This window comes from Virgibacillus ndiopensis (genome assembly GCF_900187325.1).
In the GTDB taxonomy this organism is placed as follows: domain Bacteria; phylum Bacillota; class Bacilli; order Bacillales; family Amphibacillaceae; genus Virgibacillus_E; species Virgibacillus_E ndiopensis.
Window position 1 is genome coordinate 1,322,335 of sequence record NZ_FZMZ01000006.1, and the last position, 22,188, is coordinate 1,344,522.

Annotated in this window: 24 protein-coding genes and 2 riboswitches; of the genes, 17 read left to right on the forward strand and 7 right to left on the reverse strand. The window is 36.3% G+C overall.

What is annotated here, in order from left to right:
• Positions 1-8: 8 nt before the first annotated feature.
• Positions 9-103: riboswitch (guanidine-I (ykkC/yxkD leader) on the forward strand.
• A 59-nt stretch (positions 104-162) separates the two neighbouring features.
• The 3 genes from CS937_RS18685 to CS937_RS18695 all read left to right on the forward strand — a co-directional run bounded on the left by CS937_RS18685 (position 163) and on the right by CS937_RS18695 (position 1,690).
• Positions 163-504: a DMT family transporter gene (locus CS937_RS18685; RefSeq protein ID WP_099160118.1), complete on the forward strand. Its 342-nt coding sequence runs from the start codon at positions 163-165 to the stop codon at positions 502-504.
• Entirely contained in the window at positions 504-818 is a 315-nt protein-coding gene (locus CS937_RS18690; protein ID WP_099159971.1) for a DMT family transporter, read from the forward strand. The genes CS937_RS18685 and CS937_RS18690 overlap by 1 nt, the downstream gene beginning before the upstream one ends.
• 68 nt (positions 819-886) lie before the next feature.
• Positions 887-1,690: a VLRF1 family aeRF1-type release factor gene (locus tag CS937_RS18695; protein WP_099159972.1), complete on the forward strand. Its 804-nt coding sequence runs from the start codon at positions 887-889 to the stop codon at positions 1,688-1,690.
• Positions 1,691-1,724: 34 nt separating this feature from the next.
• Here CS937_RS18695 and CS937_RS18700 read toward each other — a convergent pair whose 3' ends face one another.
• From CS937_RS18700 to CS937_RS18725, 6 genes are read right to left on the reverse strand one after another with little or no spacing between them, the layout of a single operon-like run.
• Complete coding sequence (locus CS937_RS18700) at positions 1,725-2,069, reverse strand: fluoride efflux transporter FluC (protein WP_099159973.1); 345 nt, start codon at positions 2,067-2,069, stop codon at positions 1,725-1,727.
• The gene (crcB, locus tag CS937_RS18705) at positions 2,066-2,473 is read right to left on the reverse strand and encodes a fluoride efflux transporter CrcB (RefSeq protein ID WP_245835807.1); all 408 of its coding nucleotides are present in this window, start codon (positions 2,471-2,473) and stop codon (positions 2,066-2,068) included. The genes CS937_RS18700 and crcB overlap by 4 nt, the downstream gene beginning before the upstream one ends.
• On the reverse strand, positions 2,458-2,871 hold the full coding sequence (locus CS937_RS18710; protein WP_099159974.1) for a Fur family transcriptional regulator: 414 nt from the start codon (positions 2,869-2,871) through the stop codon (positions 2,458-2,460). The genes crcB and CS937_RS18710 overlap by 16 nt, the downstream gene beginning before the upstream one ends.
• Positions 2,868-3,722, reverse strand: coding sequence for a metal ABC transporter permease (locus CS937_RS18715; RefSeq protein WP_099159975.1), 855 nt, complete (start codon positions 3,720-3,722; stop codon positions 2,868-2,870). Before CS937_RS18715 ends, CS937_RS18710 begins: the two co-directional genes overlap by 4 nt.
• A 17-nt stretch (positions 3,723-3,739) precedes the next feature.
• A complete protein-coding gene (locus CS937_RS18720; RefSeq protein WP_099159976.1) occupies positions 3,740-4,495 on the reverse strand; it encodes a metal ABC transporter ATP-binding protein in 756 nt (251 codons plus the stop codon).
• A 13-nt stretch (positions 4,496-4,508) separates the two neighbouring features.
• Positions 4,509-5,438, reverse strand: coding sequence for a metal ABC transporter solute-binding protein, Zn/Mn family (locus tag CS937_RS18725; protein WP_099159977.1), 930 nt, complete (start codon positions 5,436-5,438; stop codon positions 4,509-4,511).
• A gap of 355 nt (positions 5,439-5,793) precedes the next feature.
• On the opposite strand from CS937_RS18725, the gene CS937_RS18730 reads away from it, so the two are divergent.
• The 3 genes from CS937_RS18730 to CS937_RS18740 are packed head-to-tail and all read left to right on the forward strand — an operon-like array spanning position 5,794 to position 11,224.
• On the forward strand, positions 5,794-8,193 hold the full coding sequence (locus tag CS937_RS18730; RefSeq protein ID WP_099159978.1) for a 3-hydroxyacyl-CoA dehydrogenase/enoyl-CoA hydratase family protein: 2,400 nt from the start codon (positions 5,794-5,796) through the stop codon (positions 8,191-8,193).
• Between the two features lie 23 nt (positions 8,194-8,216).
• Positions 8,217-9,392, forward strand: coding sequence for an acetyl-CoA C-acetyltransferase (locus CS937_RS18735; RefSeq protein WP_099159979.1), 1,176 nt, complete (start codon positions 8,217-8,219; stop codon positions 9,390-9,392).
• A gap of 47 nt (positions 9,393-9,439) precedes the next feature.
• Complete coding sequence (locus tag CS937_RS18740; RefSeq protein ID WP_099159980.1) at positions 9,440-11,224, forward strand: acyl-CoA dehydrogenase family protein; 1,785 nt, start codon at positions 9,440-9,442, stop codon at positions 11,222-11,224.
• Positions 11,225-11,258: 34 nt separating this feature from the next.
• Here CS937_RS18740 and CS937_RS18745 read toward each other — a convergent pair whose 3' ends face one another.
• The gene (locus tag CS937_RS18745; protein WP_099159981.1) at positions 11,259-11,867 is read right to left on the reverse strand and encodes a Uma2 family endonuclease; all 609 of its coding nucleotides are present in this window, start codon (positions 11,865-11,867) and stop codon (positions 11,259-11,261) included.
• 176 nt (positions 11,868-12,043) lie between these two features.
• On the opposite strand from CS937_RS18745, the gene CS937_RS18750 reads away from it, so the two are divergent.
• From CS937_RS18750 to sufC, 11 genes are all read left to right on the forward strand, one after another.
• Positions 12,044-12,406: an arsenate reductase family protein gene (locus CS937_RS18750; protein ID WP_099159982.1), complete on the forward strand. Its 363-nt coding sequence runs from the start codon at positions 12,044-12,046 to the stop codon at positions 12,404-12,406.
• Between the two features lie 70 nt (positions 12,407-12,476).
• Positions 12,477-12,860, forward strand: a complete 384-nt coding sequence (gcvH, locus tag CS937_RS18755) for a glycine cleavage system protein GcvH (RefSeq protein ID WP_099159983.1) — start codon at positions 12,477-12,479, stop codon at positions 12,858-12,860.
• Positions 12,861-13,026: 166 nt separating this feature from the next.
• Complete coding sequence (locus CS937_RS18760; RefSeq protein ID WP_425445479.1) at positions 13,027-13,722, forward strand: ABC transporter ATP-binding protein; 696 nt, start codon at positions 13,027-13,029, stop codon at positions 13,720-13,722.
• A complete protein-coding gene (locus tag CS937_RS18765) occupies positions 13,715-16,936 on the forward strand; it encodes an ABC transporter permease (RefSeq protein WP_176555888.1) in 3,222 nt (1,073 codons plus the stop codon). The genes CS937_RS18760 and CS937_RS18765 overlap by 8 nt, the downstream gene beginning before the upstream one ends.
• A 195-nt stretch (positions 16,937-17,131) precedes the next feature.
• Positions 17,132-17,488 carry a toprim domain-containing protein gene (locus CS937_RS18770; RefSeq protein ID WP_099159985.1) on the forward strand — a complete coding sequence of 119 codons (357 nt, stop codon included), beginning with the start codon at positions 17,132-17,134 and terminating at the stop codon, positions 17,486-17,488.
• A gap of 10 nt (positions 17,489-17,498) precedes the next feature.
• Complete coding sequence (locus CS937_RS18775; RefSeq protein ID WP_099159986.1) at positions 17,499-17,810, forward strand: thioredoxin family protein; 312 nt, start codon at positions 17,499-17,501, stop codon at positions 17,808-17,810.
• A gap of 95 nt (positions 17,811-17,905) precedes the next feature.
• Positions 17,906-18,018: riboswitch (SAM riboswitch) on the forward strand.
• Positions 18,019-18,123: 105 nt separating this feature from the next.
• The gene (locus tag CS937_RS18780) at positions 18,124-19,152 is read left to right on the forward strand and encodes a methionine ABC transporter ATP-binding protein (RefSeq protein WP_099159987.1); all 1,029 of its coding nucleotides are present in this window, start codon (positions 18,124-18,126) and stop codon (positions 19,150-19,152) included.
• Positions 19,142-19,810: a methionine ABC transporter permease gene (locus tag CS937_RS18785; RefSeq protein WP_099159988.1), complete on the forward strand. Its 669-nt coding sequence runs from the start codon at positions 19,142-19,144 to the stop codon at positions 19,808-19,810. The genes CS937_RS18780 and CS937_RS18785 overlap by 11 nt, the downstream gene beginning before the upstream one ends.
• 23 nt (positions 19,811-19,833) lie before the next feature.
• Positions 19,834-20,664, forward strand: coding sequence for a MetQ/NlpA family ABC transporter substrate-binding protein (locus CS937_RS18790; protein WP_099159989.1), 831 nt, complete (start codon positions 19,834-19,836; stop codon positions 20,662-20,664).
• 212 nt (positions 20,665-20,876) lie between these two features.
• The gene (locus CS937_RS19600; protein ID WP_176555889.1) at positions 20,877-21,047 is read left to right on the forward strand and encodes a YuzK family famiily protein; all 171 of its coding nucleotides are present in this window, start codon (positions 20,877-20,879) and stop codon (positions 21,045-21,047) included.
• Positions 21,048-21,391: 344 nt separating this feature from the next.
• The gene (gene sufC / locus CS937_RS18795) at positions 21,392-22,177 is read left to right on the forward strand and encodes a Fe-S cluster assembly ATPase SufC (protein WP_099159990.1); all 786 of its coding nucleotides are present in this window, start codon (positions 21,392-21,394) and stop codon (positions 22,175-22,177) included.
• Positions 22,178-22,188 lie beyond the last annotated feature (11 nt).

Genomic DNA, 22,188 nt, shown 5'->3' on the forward strand with positions numbered 1-22,188 from the left:
TTAAAATAATAAAAGTTTTCTAGGGTTCCGCAATGTTATTTATTGGTCTGGTCCAAGAGAAAACGCACGTTTGTGTACACGGAGGGACAAAAGCCCGGGAGGATATCGATGTCAGATATCGTTCCGGGCTTTTATTTGGATAATTATAGAGGTGCTAATAATATGAAACGAGATTGGAATTTAGTATTTATTGCAGGGTTATTTGAAATAGGCTGGGTAGTTGGTTTAAAGCACGCATACAATATTGGAACGTGGGTTCTAACTGCAATTGCTATTTACATGAGTATGCATTTATTAATTGTAGCTACCAAAAGGCTTCCAGTAGGTACGACATACGCGGTGTTTACCGGTATTGGAACTGCTGGAACAGTTATTTTTGAAATTGCTGTATTTGGAGAGCCATTCAAACTGATGAAGGTATTTTTAATCCTACTGTTACTGTATGGTGTAATCGGCCTTAAAACAATTACAATAGAAACAACCGATGAAGGAGAGAATGCATAATGGCTTGGATTTATCTAATCATTGCTGGTGTGGGCGAGGTAGTAGGTGTATTAGGAATAAATCAAGTAAATCAGAAAAAAAACACGAGTTCGTTTCTAGTATTGTTTGGCGGGTTTTTGTTAAGTTTTGTATTCCTATCCATTGCCATGGAAACCATTCCGATGAGTACTGCTTATGCAGTTTGGACTGGAATTGGAACTGTTGGTAGTGCACTAGTTGGAATGTTTGTTTTTGGGGAATCGAAGAATTGGCGAAGGATCTTATTTATCAGCATGATTTTGTTGTCGGCAGTTGGTTTAAAGTTAATCTCCTAAACGATGTTTATCATATGATAATATCGGCTACACATTACTAAAATAGTAAAAAAGGAGTGCCGATATTAATGGATTTACATGAACAAATCAAAAAGCTGGAAAAGGTACGAAAAGATAATACGAATAAAGTTTTAACGATGTATTTGAATACAGATCCCTCTGATCCCGAGCAACAAGGTGGGGAATGGAAAATCCATTTTAAAAATGGAATGCGCAATTTTGAACAATATCTGGAAGAAGATAATAATAAAGAGGAATTAAAAAATTTTCAACAAGTTAGACAAAAGGTAGAAAAATTTGTTCGCGGCAATGAACAAAATTTTCGAAAAGGAATTGTTCTGTTTGCCACAGCTGATGAAGATATTTGGTTCGCCTACCGTGTACAAATGCGAGTAAAAACAGAATTTTATTGGCAGGAGACACCAAAATTAGAACAATTAAAGGCTATGTATGAGGCATTTCCAAAATCAGGTGTTATACTCGTTCAGCAGGATCATGTTAAAGTTATAGAAGCGGAGTTAGGTGAAATACAGGATACTACACATTATAATCTGGATATAGACACGGATAAGTGGCGTCAATTTGCCGGACCACATAAAGCGGATGCTTCAATGGGAAAAGGTGGGAAAGGTTTGCAGCAAGATAATTTCAAAGACCGCTATGAGGCGAATAAACATAGATGGTATAAAAGTATTGCGCCAAAACTGGACAAATTAGCAAAGGATCATGAATGGGAAAAAATTTATGTTGTTGGAGAAGCGGATGCATCACATAATGTGGAAGCACAAATGAACAAGTCTGTTGATAATGTAATTCAGAAGAATATGCTGGATCATGAAGAATCAAGAGTACTTGAAGAAGTATTTGCTTAAATAAGAGAGTTGGGCAATGATCCAACTCTCTTATTTACATTACAACTAATGTGGTATATACAAAAAACAATGAAACAACTAGAGAACTAGCAATATATCCAGTAGCAACTCCATATCTTTTATCAAAAATAAGCTGTAATGTTTCATTCCCAAAAGTAGAAAAAGTCGTATAGGCACCACAAAATCCAATACCGCTTAATAGCCAAACTATTTCTGATAATTGATTCGTTATATGAAAATGTACCGTTATACCTAATAGAATAGAACCGGTTATATTAGCAATCCATGTGCCAAACAGATGTTTTTTAGCTTTAACTGAAATATAAAAACGAAGCATACTACCGAAAAATCCACCTATAGCCACGAAGAGAAAACTCATGACAGAACCTCTCTTCCCCTAGCAGACATAAAACCGAGATAACAAAATCCAAGTCCACCGAAAATACTAAGTACTATATATAGAATAGAGAGGTAATGATTTGTTTGCCATAGTTCAACTGTTTCAACGGCAAATGTGGAAAAGGTTGTGAACGCTCCAATCATTCCAGTCCCCAGTGCAGCGAACATTTCAGGGGATAGTTTTTGATTTATCAGTCCTTTGTTCAATACAAAGCTTAACAAAAAGCAACCAATTAAATTCGTAATCAACGTTGCGTAAGGGAATACTTCACTTGCTTGGAATAAAAGTGAAATAACATACCTACCAATAGCTCCAATCATTCCACCTATCCCAACTGCAATATAAAGTTTAAAGGAATGGAGATTACTCATACGGTTTGACATGCTGGACATACCCCGTAAATTTCAAACTTATGACCTTCTATATCATAATTTGCTAACTCACTTACTACTTCTTCCATTGGACATACATCAATTTCTTTAGTTTTACCACAATCTTTACAGATAAAATGATGATGATGGTGATGTGTACAATTCATTCGAAATAGTTTTTCTCCATTTAATTCAGTTGTTTCTAAAATACCTACTTCATTATATAAATGTAAATTTCGGTATACTGTGTCAAAACTTATACCTTCGTAAGTCGTTTCTAAATGCTGAATAAGATCCTTTGCTGTACGGTAACCATCAGCTTGCTCAAAAAAAGTAAGAATATCTTTTCGTTTTCCAGTTGTTTTGTATCCTTTTTCCTTCAAAAGATCGATAGCTTCATTTATATTCACGCTGATTCCCTCTCTCTTTTTGAATTAAAAGTAAGACGCTTTGCACTTATTGAAAGTAATAAAATAATAATTGAAACAAGTACAATTGTTCCTCCAGGTGGTATATTAAAATAATAACCTGAGAATAATCCGAGAATAACAGAAGATTCTCCAAAAATAACAGATAAAATAATTGTTTGTTTAAAACCTCTTGCCAATCTCATGGCAGAGGCGACTGGCAATGTCATTAATGCAGATACGAGCAACACACCAACAATTCTAATGGATGCGGCGATAACCAATGCGGTCAGTATGATAAATAATAAATGGATTCGTTTTGCATGAATCCCTGAAACTTTTGCATGTTCTTCATCAAAAGACAATGTAAATAATTCTTTATAAAATAGAACGATAATGATTATAACAAAAATTGAAATCCCTACTATTGACAAAAAGTCCTTTTGACTCACTGCCGAAACGGAACCAAATAAAAAGTTGAAAAGCTCCGTGTTAAATCCATCAGCAAGGGAAATGAAAATAAGACTTAACCCAACCCCCCCAGATAAAATAATAGGTATCGCAAGCTCCTCATATGCTTTATAAACGCTTCTAAGCTTCTCAATAAATATTGACCCAATGACGGAAAAAATCATACCACCATATAGTGGCGTGATGATTGTCGTGGCAAATTTTTTCTCTAACAGTAATCCGAATGCTATACCACCAAGTGTAACATGAGATAATGCATCCGCTATTAAGGACAAGCGTCGTACAACAATAAACGTTCCTAGTAGTGGAGCGATTACACCAATTAGTAGACCGGTTAAAAATGTATTTCTAAGAAAATCATATTCTAAAATATCTGATAGCATAGCTGTTTTCCTCCAACTTAATGATCATGTGAAACGATGCTTACCGCATGCCCGTAAATTTGTGATAAGTCACGATTTGTCAATGAAGTATATTCTTTCGGATCTCCGTGAAAATGCAACGTTCTATTTAAACAGACAATATCGGTAGCATGTTCCGTTATGATACCAGTATCATGTGTAACAAGTAATAATGTAATGTTTTGTTTATTGTTTAATTGATGTAATAATTTATAAAACCGTTGTACATTGTCATTATCTACACCAACAGTTGGCTCGTCTAGTATGAGCAGTTTAGGATTATTAACCAACGATCTGGCGATAAAAACTCGTTGCTGTTGTCCGCCGGATAAATTTCCGATGTTTTGATGAGCATATTCACTCATACCTACTTGGTCAATTGCTTGTGAAATTTTTTCCTTATGGTGTTTTGTTAAAAATTTTAAATACCCAACTTTGGCAGTTAACCCCATTGATACTACTTCGAATACTGTTGCAGGAAAGCCTTTGTTAAAAGTATTGGACTTTTGTGATACGAAGCCAATTTGGTTCCATTCCTTAAACTTGTCAATCGATTTATCGAAAAGGGATATGGAACCATGATCAGGTTTCTGGAGTCCTAAAATTAATCTAATAAGAGTAGTTTTACCTCCGCCATTAGGTCCGACTAATCCCATAAAAGCTCCACGTGGTATTTCAAAGTTTATATTCGTTAAGACTTCTTTATATTCATAGGCATAGTGTATTTGCTTCATTGTGACAATGGATTCAGTCATTGATTACACCTCTTTACTCGGTTGCTTTATCAAGTACTTTTAAATTCTGTTTCATTAAGGACAGATAATCCTCTTCATTTTTAATATCATCATCGGTTAATACAGAAAGGTTATGAATATACAATGCTTCAGCATTTATTTGTTCCTGAATGACTTTAGAAATTCGATCAGTCCCGTTTTGTTCAAATATTACATAGTTTATGTTTAGCTCTTTTGTCTCATCGATTATTTGTGTCAGTTCTTTTTGTGATGGTTCATCGCTTGATGTTAAACCACTGATAGCAATTTGGTCTAATCCATAACGTTCTTCCCAGTACCCATATGCAGCGTGGGAAACAAGAATCTCTTTGTTATCTTTATTTTGTAAAGTTTTTTGATATTGCTTATCCAATGCTACTAGTTCATCTTTTAAAGTGACAAAGTTATCCGTATATTGCTCTGTCTTATCAGGATTTAATTCAATTAATTTGTCTTTAATCATTTCTGCCATATCAACCATGCGCAATGGATCAAGCCAAATATGCGGATCATGGTCACCATGATGGTGTCCGTCATCAGCATGTTCCTCTGAAAGTTCTTTTTCTGTGTGGAATAACTCTTCATTTTTACCTAATTCCATTAGTTCAACGTTCTCTGATTGTAATGCATCCGCAGCACTTTCTGCAAAGCCTTCCATACCAGCGCCCATATAAATAAATGCATCACTTGAAGCAATAGATGTCATTTCTTTCGTTGTCGGTTCGTACGTATGTGCATCAACACCAGGTGGATAAATAGATTTTACGTTTAACGTATCGCCGCCAATTTGTTCTGCTATATACTGAATTGGATAAATTGATGTATAAATAGTTAATCCAGTATTGTTGTCTTCTGTGGAAGAACTGCAACCGGCAATAACAATCGTTAATAGAATAGATAGAAATAATATAACTGTTTTTTTCAATGTATGGTCCCCCTCAAATGTGTAATCCTAAATTATAATACCGTAATGATTACGATTTGTAAACAGTAATGATTACGATTATGTTTTACTACTATAATTATTCATTATTTCTCTAACATATGTATGGTCGGTTTCAATACTATAATGGATGTGAATGAAGGTTAAACAGCGGTTGTTCTCGTTCTTGGAGACAAATGTCATAAACTTTAAAATTAGTTAAAATTTTTTCATTCGTTTGTATTGCGAAATGTCAGAATTTAATTTATAATATGCATTAGATGGATAGGGAACTATCTTTTATTTTTCGCAACAAAATGAATGAGTATTCATTCAAAATGGGTTAGGGGGACAAATCATGACACGAACAATCAAGCGCGCCGCGGTGTTAGGCTCTGGAGTTATGGGGTCTGGAATTGCTGCCCACTTGGCTAACGTTGGAATCCCAACGATTATGCTCGATATTGTACCAAAGGAATTAACAAAGGATGAAGAAAAGAAAGGTTTAACACTAGAAGATCACGCTGTACGTAATCGCATGGCAGCACAAAGTAAAAAAGCCCTAATTAAACAAAAACCATCTCCAATTACGACAAAAAAAAGCCTTGATTTAATCGAGGTTGGTAATATGGATGATGATATCGAAAAATTGGCAGAAGTTGACTGGATTATTGAAGTTGTAGTTGAAAACTTGGATATTAAGAAAAAAGTATTTGCAAATGTAGATAAATATCGTAAAGCAGGCACAATTGTTAGTTCCAATACATCTGGGATTTCAGTAGAAGATATGGCTGCTGATTGCTCAGAGGACTTCCGTAAGCATTTTCTTGGAACACACTTTTTCAATCCACCACGTTATTTGAAGTTGCTTGAGGTTATTCCAACAAAGGATACGAATCCGGAAGTTTTAGCATTCATGAAAACATTTGGTGAAAATGTTCTTGGCAAAGGCGTTGTTGAAGCAAAAGATACACCGAACTTTATCGCCAATCGAATCGGTACATATGGCCTGCTTGTCACTGTGCAAAAAATGCTTGAAGGCGGCTTTAGTGTCGGTGAAGTCGATTCGGTTACAGGACCAATGATTGGGCGTCCAAAAAGTGCTACTTTCCGTACATTGGATGTTGTAGGATTGGATACATTCATTCATGTAGCAAAAAATGTTTATGATCAAGTTGAAGGTGCTGAAAAAGAAATATTTGATGTACCTGACTTTATTTTAAAAATGCAGGAAAACGGTTGGCTTGGTTCTAAGAGCGGTCAAGGCTTCTTCCTAAAGAAAAAAGATAAAAGTGGAAGCATAATCTATGAATTGAATCCAAAAACACTAGAATACGAGGATCGTAAAAAATTAAAAACTCCTGCAACTGAAATGGTGAAGCAGGAAAAAGGCTCACACCGTAAATTGAAAGCGCTTGTATCGGCAAAAGGAGATAAAGCGGGTGACCTTGTGTGGTCCATTCTAAAGCCAGTGTTAACTTATTCAGCAAATTTGGTTGGTGAAATCGCTGATGATATCGTCTCTATTGATCAGGCAATGAAATGGGGATTCGGCTGGGAAATTGGACCATTTGAAACCTGGGATGCGATCGGTCTTGGCAAATCAGTTGAGCGGATGCAAGAAGAAGGCGAAACGATACCTGAATGGGTGCTTAAACTCATAGAAGATGGTAAAGAATCCTTTTATAAAACAGAGAATGGCAATGTTTATTATTATGATAATGGAGTGTATAAACAACAAAGTTTCAATAAAAAAGAGATTAATTTAAAACGTTTAAAAGATGTTAATGGGGTCATTAAAAAGAATACGGGTGCTAGTTTTATAGATTTAGGAGATGGTGTTGCTGGACTGGAATTCCATTCACAAAGTAATGCTATCGGTCTGGATATTATCCAAATGGTTAATTTTGCGCTTGACGAAGTAAGTAAAAACTATGAAGGGCTTGTTATTGGAAATCAAGGCAAGAACTTCTGTGTTGGAGCTAATCTTGCAATGATGCTAATGGAAGCACAAGATGATAACTTCTTTGAGTTAGATATGGTAGTGCGTCAATTCCAAAACATGGCAATGAATATAAAATACTCTGAGAAGCCGGTTGTTACGGCACCATTTAATATGACACTTGGTGGCGGAGCAGAAGTTTCCTTACCAGCTACATCGATCCAAGCTTCTGCTGAAACATACATGGGACTTGTTGAGTTCGGTGTTGGTCTCATTCCTGGTGGCGGCGGAACGAAAGAGCTTTATTTGAAGCAGCTACGTAACATGCCAAAAGGTGTTGATTTTGATTTATCTAAAGTAGCAAATGATGTGTTTGAAAAAGTTGCTACCGCAAAAGTTTCAACATCTGCAGCTGAAGCTCGTGAAAATGGATTTTTGAATAATAATGATGCTATTAGTGTAAATCCTGATCACTTGTTAAGTGATGCAAAAGAAAGGGTGTTATCACTAGCTAAAGCAAGTTATCAAGCTCCACAACGTGAACAAATTCCAGTGGTTGGTGATCCGGGTTACGCTGCCATGTTGCTTGGTGCGAAATCACTACAATTAAGTGGCTATGCATCTGATCATGATGTGAAAATTGCTGAAAAACTAGCATATGTTTTATCAGGTGGACGCGTTAAAGAAGGTACATTAATTGATGAACAAGTAATGCTAGATTTAGAGCGTGAAGCATTCTTGAGTTTAATTGGTGAACCAAAGACGCAGCAGCGTATGCAACACATGCTAGTTAAAGGGAAGCCATTACGTAATTAATTAATAGAAGAGGGGGAAGAAAGGTGAAGGAAGCAGTTATTGTTGCAGGTGCAAGAACCCCTGTAGGAAAAGCAAATAAAGGGTCACTAAGGAATACTCGCCCAGATGATTTAGCGGCTCTAACAATAAAGGAAACGTTAAAGCGTGCAGGAAACTACGATGGAAACATTGATGATGTCATTATTGGAACAGCAATGCCTGAAGCAGAGCAAGGTATGAACGTAGCAAGGAATATTGCAGGTTTAGCTGGACTAAGAAATACCGTACCAGGTGTTACAATCAATCGCTATTGTTCATCAGGATTACAAAGTATTGCTTTTGCGGCTGAACGGATCATGATCGGGGCAAGTGATACGATGATAGCTGGTGGAACAGAATCAATGAGTCTGATCCCGATGGGGGGTCACGTAATCAAGCCAAATTCTAAGCTTGTCCAAGATGCTCCAGGATACTATATGGGAATGGGACACACTGCTGAGGAAGTAGCTAATCGTTTTGGCATTTCACGAGCAGACCAGGATGCGTTTGCTGTCCAAAGTCATGAGCGCGCAGCAAAAGCAATTCAAGAAGGTAAGTTTAATGATGAGATTGTTCCTGTCGAGGTAACTGAGCGTATTGTTGGACAAAACAACAAAATTGAAGAGAAAAATTATATGTTCGAAATGGATGAAGGTGTTCGCCGAGGAACAACTGTAGATGTTTTAGCTAAACTTCGCCCAGCATTCCACGTGAAAGGATCGGTAACAGCGGGTAACTCATCACAAATGAGTGATGGTGCAGCAGCGGTACTTTTAATGGATCGTGAAAAAGCGGTTGCAGAAGGGTTAACCCCACTTGTTAAATTCCGTTCATTTGCCGTAGCTGGTGTGGAACCGGAGATTATGGGAGTTGGACCTGTAGAAGCTATTCCAAAAGCATTAAAAATTGCAGGACTAGAGCTTTCTGATATCGGGTTGTTTGAATTAAATGAAGCGTTTGCTTCTCAATCGGTTCGCGTTATTCAAGCACTCGATTTAGATTCGAACATCGTAAACGTAAATGGAGGCGCAATTGCACTTGGTCATCCACTTGGCATGACAGGTACAAAATTAACATTAAGTCTTATCCATGAAATGAAACGTCGTAACGTTCATTATGGTGTCGTTACAATGTGTATTGGCGGTGGTATGGGAGCTGCTGGCGTATTTGAACTTTTGTAGTCTAGTTTTTTGAAATTTATATTTCATAATAGAGAGGAACGATTAATATGAGTGAAACAAAAGAAAAGTTATTTAAAGGTGGAGCATTTTTAATTGAGGATTTAACCGGTGATGATGTTATTACACCAGAAGATTTCACAGATGAACATCATATGATCGCTAAAACTACTGAAGATTTTGTGGAAAAAGAAGTGTTACCAAAGGTTGAAAATTTGGAGAATCATGAATTTGAACATTCTGTTGATCTATTGAAAAAAGCTGGTGAACTAGGACTTTTAGGTGCAGATGTACCTGAAGAATACGGTGGTCTAGCATTAGATAAAATCAGTTCTTCCTTAATTACCGAAAAATTTTCACGTGCTGGCGGATTTTCAGTAACACACGGTGCACATGTTGGTATCGGTTCACTTCCGATAGTGTTTTTCGGTAACGATCAGCAAAAGGAAAAATATTTGTCGAGGCTTTCAACTGGTGAGTTGCTTGCAGCATATGCATTAACAGAGCCTGGTTCAGGATCAGACGCGTTAGGTGCAAAAACTACTGCTAAATTAAACGATGCAGGAACACATTATATATTAAATGGTGAGAAACAATGGATCACGAACTCGGCTTTTGCTGATGTTTTCGTAGTCTATGCAAAGATCGACGGTGACCATTTCTCTGCGTTTATTGTTGAACGCGAATTCCCAGGTGTATCTACAGGTCCGGAAGAGCACAAAATGGGAATCAAAAGCTCGTCAACTCGTACGTTAATATTAGAGGATGCGGAGGTTCCTGTTGAAAACCTTCTTGGTGAAAAGGGTCGCGGGCACGTTATTGCATTTAATATTCTTAATGTAGGGCGCTATAAATTGGCAATCGGTGGTGTTGGTGGTTCGAAACGCGGTATTGAAGTAGCAACCAAATACGTTAACGAACGTAAACAGTTTGGAACATCTATTTCCAGTTTCTCTTTAACACAAGAAAAATTGGCAACCATGGCTGCAAGAACGTATGCAAATGAAAGTGCCGTTTATCGTACAGTTGGCTTGTTTGAACAACGCATGGGAGCTTTAACTGATGAACAATTGAAAGATGGTCGTGAGGTAGCGCGTGCAATTGCTGAATATCAAATTGAGTGCTCCATGAATAAGTACACGGCAACAGAATGTCTGGATTACGTGGCAGATGAAGCGGTACAACTTCATGGTGGATATGGCTTCATGGAAGAATATGAAGTAGCAAGAATGTACCGTGATTCTCGTATTAACCGTATTTTTGAAGGAACAAACGAAATCAACCGTTTGCTCGTACCTGGCACCTTGCTGAAAAAAGCAATGAAAGGTGAATTACCACTTCTTCAAAAAGCGCAGGGGTTACAAGAAGAACTTATGATGATGATGCCTGAAGAACCAGGTGATGAAGCGTTAGCGCAGGAGAAATATCTTTTGAAAAATGCGAAGAAAATGGTCTTACTTGGTGCTGGTTTAGCTGCACAGAAATATATGCAAAAACTAGAAAACGAACAAGAAATTCTTGTAAATCTTGCCGATATGACCGCGGAAGTATATAACATGGAATCAGCAATTCTTCGTACAGAAAAAGCAATTTCTAAATCTGGCGAAGAGAAGAATAAACAAAAACTTCTTTACACACAAGTTTACGTACAAGGAGCTTTCAACCGTATAGAAGCGGATGCAAAAGAAACATTAATTGCGGTAGAATCTGGTGATACGTTACGTATGATGTTATCATCCTTACGTAAGTTAACCCGTCATACGCCAACAAATGTAATTGCTAAAAAGCGTGAAATCGCGGCTAAGATTATTGAGGAAGAGAAGTATATTGTGTAAATAAAATCACCCCCCTGTTCAAGGGGGGATACTTTTAATCTCGAATCTCGGGTATGCTGTTCATAATTTCTGCCATGGTAAAAGAAATGCAAGGAATGTTTGGGGAATGAACAATTTCATCACCTTGGAATATGTTGAAAAGTTCATATTGCTCATCTTGAATTATATATTCCTCTAAAATGCCACTAGTAGGTTCTACTATCCAATACTCTGGGATACGATAACGTGCATATGTTTTTAATTTATCTATTTTATCTCGTTTTAATGATGAAGATGAAAGGATCTCAACCACAAGATTTGGTGTACCCTCCACCCCTTTTTTGCTTAAAATATCTACACGCTTTCGGTTTACAAGAACAAGATCAGGCTGCCGCACTTCTTCGGTAGGGGATAAAATTACGTCAACAGGCGCATATAATATGATGTAGTCTGACTCACAATTTCGTGCAATATTTTTTTGCATTTCAAAGCTGATCAATTGATGGGGGATTGATGGTGCGGGACTCAATAGTTCTAATTGTCCTCTAACCAATTCATAGCGATTACCATCGTCAATTGATGCATAATCTTCGTATGTTAGACCACTTTCCTTTAATATATTATCTTTGGGATTGTCCCTGTTTTTATTGTTACGATTGCCCATAGCAATCCCTCCAAAATTTACTCTATTACATATTATTATAGCATACCACTTCGGATACAGCCTTTTTTATGCGTGAATATTGAGTAAACTTTTGTGATTGAGATTTCCATCGACCACCTACCTCGAAGTTTGCTATAATAAATGTAAACAAAATAAATAGTTAAGGAGGTCTAAATATGGCATTAACATTTTACTGGTACCCTAATTGCGGTACATGTAAGAAAGCTAAAAAATGGTTAGATGATAATAAAGTAGACTATACTAGCATACATATTGTGGACGAGACACCATCAAAAGAAAAACTACTAGATTTGATTGAAGTGAGTGATTTACCTGCCAAAAAGTTTTTCAATACAAGTGGTAAAAAGTATCGTGAATTAAATATTAAGGACAAAATAAAGGACGCAACGATAGATGAAATGACAACAATACTTGCTTCTGATGGTATGTTGATCAAGCGCCCAATTGTAACAGATGGACAGAAAGTTACAGTTGGATTCAAGGAAGAGACGTTCAATGAAAATTGGCTACAAAAATAAGATGAAATACTAGAAATAAATGCTATTACCTTGTATAGTAATATTGCAATGAATTAACGGAGGGATTTCAATGAGCTTACCAAAAGACTTATTATATTCAGAAGAACACGAATGGGTAAAAAAAGAAGGCGACAAAGTACGCATCGGGATTACAGATTTTGCACAATCTGAACTTGGGGATATCGTATTTGTTGAGCTGCCAGAAGTAGGAGACGAAATCGAATCAGATGAGCCTTTCGGAAGTGTTGAATCAGTTAAAACTGTTTCAGAATTATATGCACCAATTAGTGGAAAAGTTGTTGAAGTAAATGAAGAATTAGAGGATAGCCCTGAATTTGTCAATGAATCACCATACGAAAATGCATGGATGATTGTTGTAGAACCATCTAATGAATCAGAATTTGATGAGTTATTATCTGCTGAGAAGTATGAAGAAGTTATTAAAGAAGACTAATTAATTTAATCGTAACTTAAAGGCTGACATAGTATCTGATGGAAGGATGCATGTCAGCCTTTTTATTTATTCTCTTTCTCTAATTTATCGAATTATTACATTTATTTCAATTACATTACATGTTATACTTAAATAAAATTCAGAAATTTCCTAAGGTGGGGTGAAATTGGTACATACGATGGGATGCACGGGCGTTAGTAAGATATTTCAAGGGGACGGGATTAGCACTTATGCTTTAGAGGACATTAATGTAAAGTTTGATGAGGGGGAATTTGTGGCAATTGTTGGTCCATCCGGGTCAGGGAAATCAACACTACTTAGTTTAATAGGAACATTAGACTTACCATCAAGTGGAGAAATCATGTACGGCAATGAACCAATTAACAACCGAAGACCAAAACAATTAGCTGATTTTCGTTTTGAAAATATCGGATTTATATTTCAACAATTTCACCTACTACCTACACTTACCACATTAGAAAATGTTATGGCTCCATTATTTTCAAGAAAAGTTTCCTACAACAAAAAAGAACGTGCAGAAAGTTTATTGAAAGATGTAGGATTGGAGGATAAACTTCATTCTTTACCTTCACAACTTTCTGGTGGGCAGCAACAGCGAGTAGCTATAGCACGTGCATTAGTTCATGAACCAAGTTGGTTACTGGCTGATGAACCAACTGGAAATTTAGATACTCATACCGGTGAAATAATCTTTGAGAAACTTTCATCCTTAAATAAAGAAAAAGGATGTGGAGTTATTTTTGTTACACATGATCCAGACTTGGCTGCAAGGGCTAATAGAATTGTAGAGATGAAGAATGGAAAAATTACTAGAGATTCAAGGGGCGAGGTCCATGCTTAGGTTTATTTGGAACTCTTGGTGGCGGAATAAGGAACGATTTTTATTACTTATAGTTGGCGCTTTAATAGTTAGTATAGGGCTCAGTTATTTAGTTGGGATAACGCAAGCTAATAAGGCTACAGTGGTCGATGAACTGCAGAAACGGTGGAAATCATCTTACCATATCGTTGTTCGTCCACCTGATGCAAGAAGTGTGACGGAAGAAAAGAAATTGTTGGAGCCGAACTATCTTAGTGGCATAGCGGGTGGAATTTCTTTAGAACAATACGAACAGGTAAAGGCAATATCAGATATAGATATTGCAGCACCAATTGCCATGATGGGGTACATACAAAATTCAACTCAACTAGGTCAAATAGACATTACGGAGCCTGGTGTATATAGGATGAACATAAAGGAAGCCACTGATAATGGCGTTGATACGGTAGTAGATAACGGAAGTATATATTTTACAGTAGGGACATGGGAAGGGCCGAGCGATTCAAGCGCATATGGTGTAACCCGATTTGATGGGAAATTGCACTATGGAACTGATATTTTATTGGCTGGCGTTGATCCAGATGCTGAAGCAAAGCTTGTTGGAATTGATGAAGCAATAGTTAAGGGTAGCAACAGTAAGTATTTATCTAAAAAGGATAATATTGAAACAATTGAAGTAATGGAAGATATTGAAGACACAAAAATTCCTGTAATACTTAGTAACCAGGAGTTTGTAGATGGAACAATGACATATACAATCGAAAAGGTGGATATACCTTTTGCTGAAAATCCTGATTCTACGATGGAGATGGTTAAGGAAAATGGCGGTAAATCTTATTTAGATGAACAACCTAAGACTCAAGTAGATCAATATAAATTTACTACTTCAGAGACCCATAAAAAAATTATTGAACAAATAAGTAATGGTGGAGATATAGGAGGGTCTCAATGGATGCGATTTAAACCATCTCCTGTCGAATATAGAGAGGTATCTAGTCCATACGGAGAACGCTGGCCTTTTTCTTATGAAGTAGAACCATATACTGTTCCTTCAGATTCAACACTTGCTATTGATTATGCCTATAGGCAAATTACATCATTTGGTGAAGACAGTTCTTCATGGCCAAGACTTCAATTGGATTTTAAGGGTATATTTGATCCAAGACAATTAAATATTTCTAAGGATCCTTTAACCGAATTACCAATGGAGACCTATTTTCCTTCTAAAGCGAATTGGGTACTGGACAAAGATGAAAATCCAATAAACCCGCCACAACAAATGAAACCGCTTAATAACCCATATGGCTTTTTGACTAAACCACCATTAATTTTAACAAATATAGAAGCGGCTGCAAAAATAATCGGAGATAAACCAATCTCGGCTATCCGTGTTAAGGTGAAAGATGTAGAGGAATTAACTGAGGAGAGTGAACAAACCCTTCAAGATGTTGCGAAAAAGATAGAGGAAAAGACTGGTTTAATTACGGATATTACGTTAGGATCTTCACCGCAACCAGCATTAACGCATATACCAGGACTTGAGGAAAAAGAAAACCTTGGATGGGTGGAACAGCCTTGGATTAAACTAGGTTCCTCGATGACTATTTTTAAAGAATCAAAAATAGGAATGTCCGGAGTTATTGCAAGTGTTATAGCAGTTGCCATCGTTTATGTGTTTTCCACTAATATAATTATGATGTATGCAAGGAAAAAGGAATTCGCCGTCTTACTTTCTATTGGATGGCGTCCGAATCAATTAACGAAATTATTATTTATTGAGGCAACAATGATCGGCGTGTTTGTTTCGATAATTAGCTGGCTTATTCTTGGCTCAATTTATGTAACTAATGAATTTGAAACATCAGTTTGGCGTCTAATATTAATAGGTATATTTGGATTATCCATATACGTTTTAGGAACTCTTATACCTGGATTCTTAGTTCGGAAAATATCCCCATATGAAACAATTAAAACTGGGGAAATTTCCAATCTGAAAAGGCATTTATTCAAAACGAAATCAATTTTTAGTATGGGTTTAAAAAATTTACTTATTATGTGGAAACGCAGTATATTGTCCGTAATAGCGATAGCGTTACCAACAAGTTTGTTGATTTTCTTCTTATTTGTTACGTTCCAACTAAAGGGAACTATGTTTACGACATGGCTTGGAGAGTTTGTTGCCATGGAAGTTGGTCCAATGCACTATGTTGCAATGGGTGTGGCGATTGCGATTGCAATATTAACGACAGCTGAAATTATTTGGCAAAATGTTGCAGAGCGGCAAACCGAACTTGCAGCGCTTAAAGCATTCGGATGGCATAACAGAACAATTCGAACACTTGTATTAATAGAGGGTGGTTTAAGTGGGCTATTAGCTGGATTAATTGGTTTAGGTATTGCATTTGGTATTATTTTTGGGATGTATGGTAAATTTCCTACTGATGAATTATTGTTTTTACTTGGTACCATTTTAATCCCAATAGTTACTGGGATAGTAGGTGCAATTTTACCTGCTAGAAAAGCAGTGATAATACAACCATATCAGGGTCTGACTGGTGGTTTTACAAATTCGAAAAGAACAGAAAAAAGTTTTCGGTATGTGTTTGGTACAGTAGGAATCTGTTTGTTTTTAGGAATCGTCACGTTATTAATGCAAGCTATCCCAGATACGAAGGAGTCTAATGTAACTAGACCAGAAAATATTCAATCGATAGAAGGAACATCAGGGGAAGTGCAGGAGACCATTGAGGTAGATGGCAAGAGTAACAAATCGGAGAAAAAAATGGATAAGGGAACTGAGGAAGAAGGAGAAAATATTATTGATAATAAAATTGAGAATGCCTGGCGTGTCTTGAATATAGGAGATACTTTGGAGGAAAAGTTTAAAACATTTACCTATAAGTTAGTAACTGAAAATCCAGAGAATATAAAACCAAAGCAGGCAAATGCAGAATTTATTACAATTTCAGCGGAACTAATAGATAGACATGAATCTGGAAGTACAGTATATCAACCTCAAAAGGGAGATATATACCTATTGGATGGAAATGGAATTAAGTATAATAGAATAGATTATGAAATAGTAGTAGCTGAGAATTGGAGTAAAATTCACTTAAATCCTCCAGCAAAAGTAAAAACTTTGTTAACCTTTGAAGTTCCTGAGAACGTTAAACAATTAGTCATGATTGAAAACAGTAAATTAACAGCGGGAGATATTGTGGTAAAAATTAAATAAGAATTGTAGAGATGTTTTTAACTCACCTTTTTCACGTACTTAAAAAGCTGATAATGCATAAACTGATATAACATATAAATGTATATGTTATAATACGAAATGATGGATTACCATCAACAAATAGTATATTTCATGGACATTTTTATTCAGTAGGTTAGTTCTTGGGTCGTTCCAAATGGATAGGGAGTGCATGTGATGTTTACGCATGATTCAGACAAAGTTATTATAGTCGAGGGATTAACGGACAAAAAGCAAATCAAAAAAGTAATTAATGATGACGTAGAGATTATTTGTACAAATGGTACATTTGCAGTGGAACGGTTTGATGAGCTTTTAGAAACATATGATTTGGATAATAAGGACGTATATATTTTAGTTGACGAGGATCAATCAGGGATGAAGTTGCGAAAACAATTGGCACGTGAACTTCCGCATGCTGAGCATATTTATGTAAGTAGTGAATACCGGGAAGTAGCAACAACTCCTGAACAGATACTCGCAACTGCCTTGATAAGTAAAAGCATTTCGGTTAATCCGATATTTTTAGTTTAGGGTGGTATTTTTGCAGGCAATAACGAATGAAACTTTAGAACAGGAAAACTATTTATTATATATTTATACACCATTTTGTGGTACTTGTAGTTTGGCAAGGTCCATGTTAGATAAAATTGAGTCCGTGCATAAACAGGAAATATTTTATGAAATGAATGCATCGTTGCACCCTGATTTTATGCGTAATAACAAAGTAGAAAGTGTACCGTGTTTAATGATTAAAGAGAATAATGAAATTAAAGAGAGAATCTATGCATTCAAATCCATTCCAAATATTTATAGCTATTTATTAAAATATACGCCTGAGCTGTTTGAAAACTAAATAGTATGAATTGGTGGATTATTATTTTTTATATTGACACCTAATTATAGGGGTGCTAATATCTAGATTATCAAATTTAATTAAATAGTACTTATCTCTTATCTTGAGCGGCGGAGGGACTGGCCCTACGAAACCGCGGCAACCTTCAAACATTAAGTTGTTTGAAAGGTGCCAATTCCTGCAAAGAGTTATCTTTGACAGATGAGAGAACGTGAAGACATATATTTACGTCTTTCTGTTCTCTTACAGAAAGGCGTTTTTTGTCTTTATTAGGACATAATATGTATCTAAGGAATTTTTAGGAGGATAAATTGTGATTTCGATTGAAGGGTTAAGTAAAATTTTCACATCAAATAAAAGTCAGATCACGGCTGTTGATGATTTAACACTTGATATAAAAGAGGGCGATATTTTCGGTGTAATTGGATATAGTGGTGCTGGTAAAAGTACGTTTGTCAGATTGTTGAATCGGTTGGAGGAGCCTACTGGAGGTCGAATTATTATTGATGACCAAGAGATCACTGCTTTAAATTCAAGTCAACTTCGTTTAGCTAGACAGGAAATTGGCATGATTTTTCAGCACTTTAATTTACTTTGGTCAAGGACTGTGAAAGATAACATCGCCTTTCCATTGGAAATAGCTGGTGTACCAAAGACTGAACGTGAAAAAAGAGTACAGGATTTAATTGATTTAGTTGGTCTTACGGAAAGAGAAAACGCTTATCCGTCACAGCTAAGTGGAGGGCAAAAGCAACGCGTCGGAATTGCCCGTGCATTAGCTAATAATCCAAAAGTTCTACTTTGCGATGAAGCAACTTCCGCATTGGATCCGGAAACAACGAATTCGATATTAGATTTGTTAGTTGATATCAATCAAAAACTTGGATTAACAATCATCTTAATAACACACGAAATGCACGTCATTCGTAAAATTTGTAAACAAGTGGCAGTGATGGAGAACGGAAAGATTGTTGAACAAGGCGAGGTGCTGGACGTATTTTTAAGACCGAAGCAACAGGTAACGAAGAAGTTTGTTGAACAGGTGATGGGAACGAACGATGAAAACGAAGGTATCAATCATCTAATTAATACGTATGATCATGGAAAAATTGTTCGTCTACATTTCATTGGCGAGACGACAAACCAAGCGCTGATTAGCAAGGTTGCAAAAGAATTCACGATTGACATTAATATTTTACAAGGAAAAATTACGCAAACTCAGGCTGGCGCTTATGGAACATTATTTGTACAACTTGATGGTGAGGCAGGGGAAGTTGATAAAGTTATAGATTTTATCACGCATACCTCAGTGGAAGTGGAGGTGATCCGTGATGCTAACTAAATTATTTCCAAACCTTGATGTTCAGGATTTTTGGCTGGCAACATATGAAACGTTTTACATGACCTTGCTAGCATTAGTCGGAACATTTATTATCGGAATCCTTCTCGGGTTACTTTTATATCTAACTTCAAAAGGCGGTATTTGGCAGAATAAATTTCTTAACATAATTGTTGCGGCGATTGTGAATATATTTCGAGCAATTCCATTCATTATTTTAATTTTACTATTATTCCCGTTCACCGATTTTTTAATTGGGACGATCCGGGGGCCGAATGCGGCGTTACCTGCTTTAATTATTGGGGCAGCACCGTTTTATGGCAGATTAGTTGAGATAGCATTGAAGGAAGTTGATAAAGGTGTTGTGGAAGCGGCAAAAGCAATGGGAGCAAAAACGAAAACAATTATTTTCCGTGTATTGCTGCCAGAATCGATGCCAGCACTTATTTCTGGCATAACAGTTACTGCAATCTCTTTAATCGGATATACTGCTATGGCTGGTGTCATCGGTGCTGGAGGTCTAGGAGACTACGCCTATTTTTATGGGTTTCAGCGAAGAGATTTTGACGTAGTATTCGTTTGTACGGTATTTATTGTAGTTATTGTATTTATATTCCAATTCATTGGAGATTATATTTCCAGTAAATTAGATAAAAGATAAAAATTAAAAGGGGAGTATTCAAAATGAAAAAGATTTTAACAGTTGTTTCTGTAATATTTGTTTTAGTTTTAGCAGCATGTGGTAATTCAGATGAGGACAGTGGCTCAGAAAACACGAAAGAAATAACCGTTGGAGCATCTAGTACGCCGCACGCACAAATTTTAGAACAAGCAAAACCCATTCTTAAAGAAAAAGGTATTACATTGAACATTGAAGAGTATCAAGATTATGTTTTACCCAATGAGGATTTAAAAAGCGGTACGTTAGACGCTAACTACTTTCAACATATCCCATATTTAGAGAAGCAAATCGCTGATATTGGGTATGATTTTAAACACATTGGTGGCATTCACATCGAGCCGATGGGTGTTTATTCAAAAACGATTAATAGTGTAGACGATATTAAGGATGGTACAGAAGTAATTATGAGTCGCTCTGTAGCAGACCACGGCCGTATTCTTGCGTTATTCGAACGAGAAGGGTTAATCAAATTAGATGAAAGTGTCGATAAAGTTGATGCGACAGTTGACGATATAATTGAGAATCCGAAAAATTTAAAATTCTCTGCTGACGTAGATGCAGCACTTTTACCTGAATTATATAACTCAGAAGAAAATGCATTAGTAGCGATTAACACAAACTACGCGATTGGAGCGGAACTGAATCCATTGGAAGATGCTCTATTTATAGAAGGTGAAGAATCACCATATGTAAATGTCATCGCAGTTCGATCAGAAGATAAAGATAATGAAGTATTGAATACATTGGTTGATGTATTACATTCTAAAGAAATTCAGGACTTTATTATTGAAGAATTCGAAGGTGCAGTTGTTCCTGTTGGTGGCGAAGAGTAACAATATTTGCAAATTTTGAGCATACGGCAGTATTTGAGTGAAAAAAGCAAGATATAATTATATATGATGGCTATTGTTTCTTCAGTAAGTAATTTACTATTGAATACGTAATTCAACGTTTATTTGCGTTTTGAAATGGGAATCGTCCATGTGTTAATCTTATTATTGTAATTAAATCGAAAGGATGATTCACTATCCATAGTGGAATACGAATGAATTACACGCCTGAGATGGAAAAGGCAATGCAAAAATCGCATGGTATAGGTTATGCGGAGTATGGAAGAAAATTAGACAAACGCATTGTTGTTGAAAAAAGAAGACAACAAGAATATGAACAATGTAAACACATAGTCGCTGAAATCGATAGTCAACTGCATAAGTAATATATTAGTTAGGTGCTGGTATCCGATTGGATGCCAGTATTTTTTGTTGATGCGGAACAAGCCTCCGTCACGTGGGAGAAAGATTAGGTTTATCTTACCACTCATGTGTTTTAATTGGGGCGATAAAACAGATCTTAGTCGCGGCTATATATAATAGTAGAAACTCGATTTTAAAATGTATGGTAAACTATACTTATAGCCCATTAATTAACTGTTTTTGTTAGCCCAAAAAAGTTGATTATAAATTGGAAATGATTTAAGATTGTAATGAGAATAAATTGAGAATGGATGTTATATCCATTTGAAATAATTAACTAATATTACTAGTATTTGGAGGTATCGACATGGCAGGATCAACACTAGAAATAAAAAATCTTCATGTTTCTATTGAAGATAAAGAAATATTAAAAGGTGTAAACCTTACGATAAAGGGTGGCGAATTCCACGCAGTAATGGGACCAAACGGAACAGGTAAGTCAACACTTGCTTCAGCAATTATGGGGCACCCTAAATATGAAGTGACAGACGGTAGTGTACTTCTTGATGGGGAAGATGTTCTCGAAATGGAAGTTGACGAACGTGCTCGTGCAGGTCTATTCCTAGGCATGCAATATCCAAGTGAAATCAGTGGTGTAACAACATCTGACTTCTTACGTTCTTCTATTAATGCTCGTCGCGAAGAAGGTGACGAAATTCCATTAATGAAATTTATCAAAGAAATGGATAGCGCATTAGATTATCTTGAAATTGATAAAAACATGGCACAACGTTACTTAAACGAAGGATTCTCTGGCGGTGAGAAAAAACGTAATGAAATTCTTCAATTAATGATGATTAAACCTGAGATCGCAATTTTAGATGAAATTGACTCAGGTCTCGATATTGATGCATTAAAAGTTGTATCTAAAGGAATTAATAAACTACGTGATGAAAACTTTGGTTGCTTAATCATTACTCACTATCAACGCCTATTAAATTATATTACACCAGATGTTGTGCATGTAATGATGCAAGGTCGTGTTGTTAAATCTGGCGGACCTGAGCTTGCACAGCGATTAGAGGCAGAAGGTTATGACTGGATTAAAGAAGAATTAGGTATTGAAGACGAAACGCAAGAGCAAAACGCGTAAAAGTTAGGAGG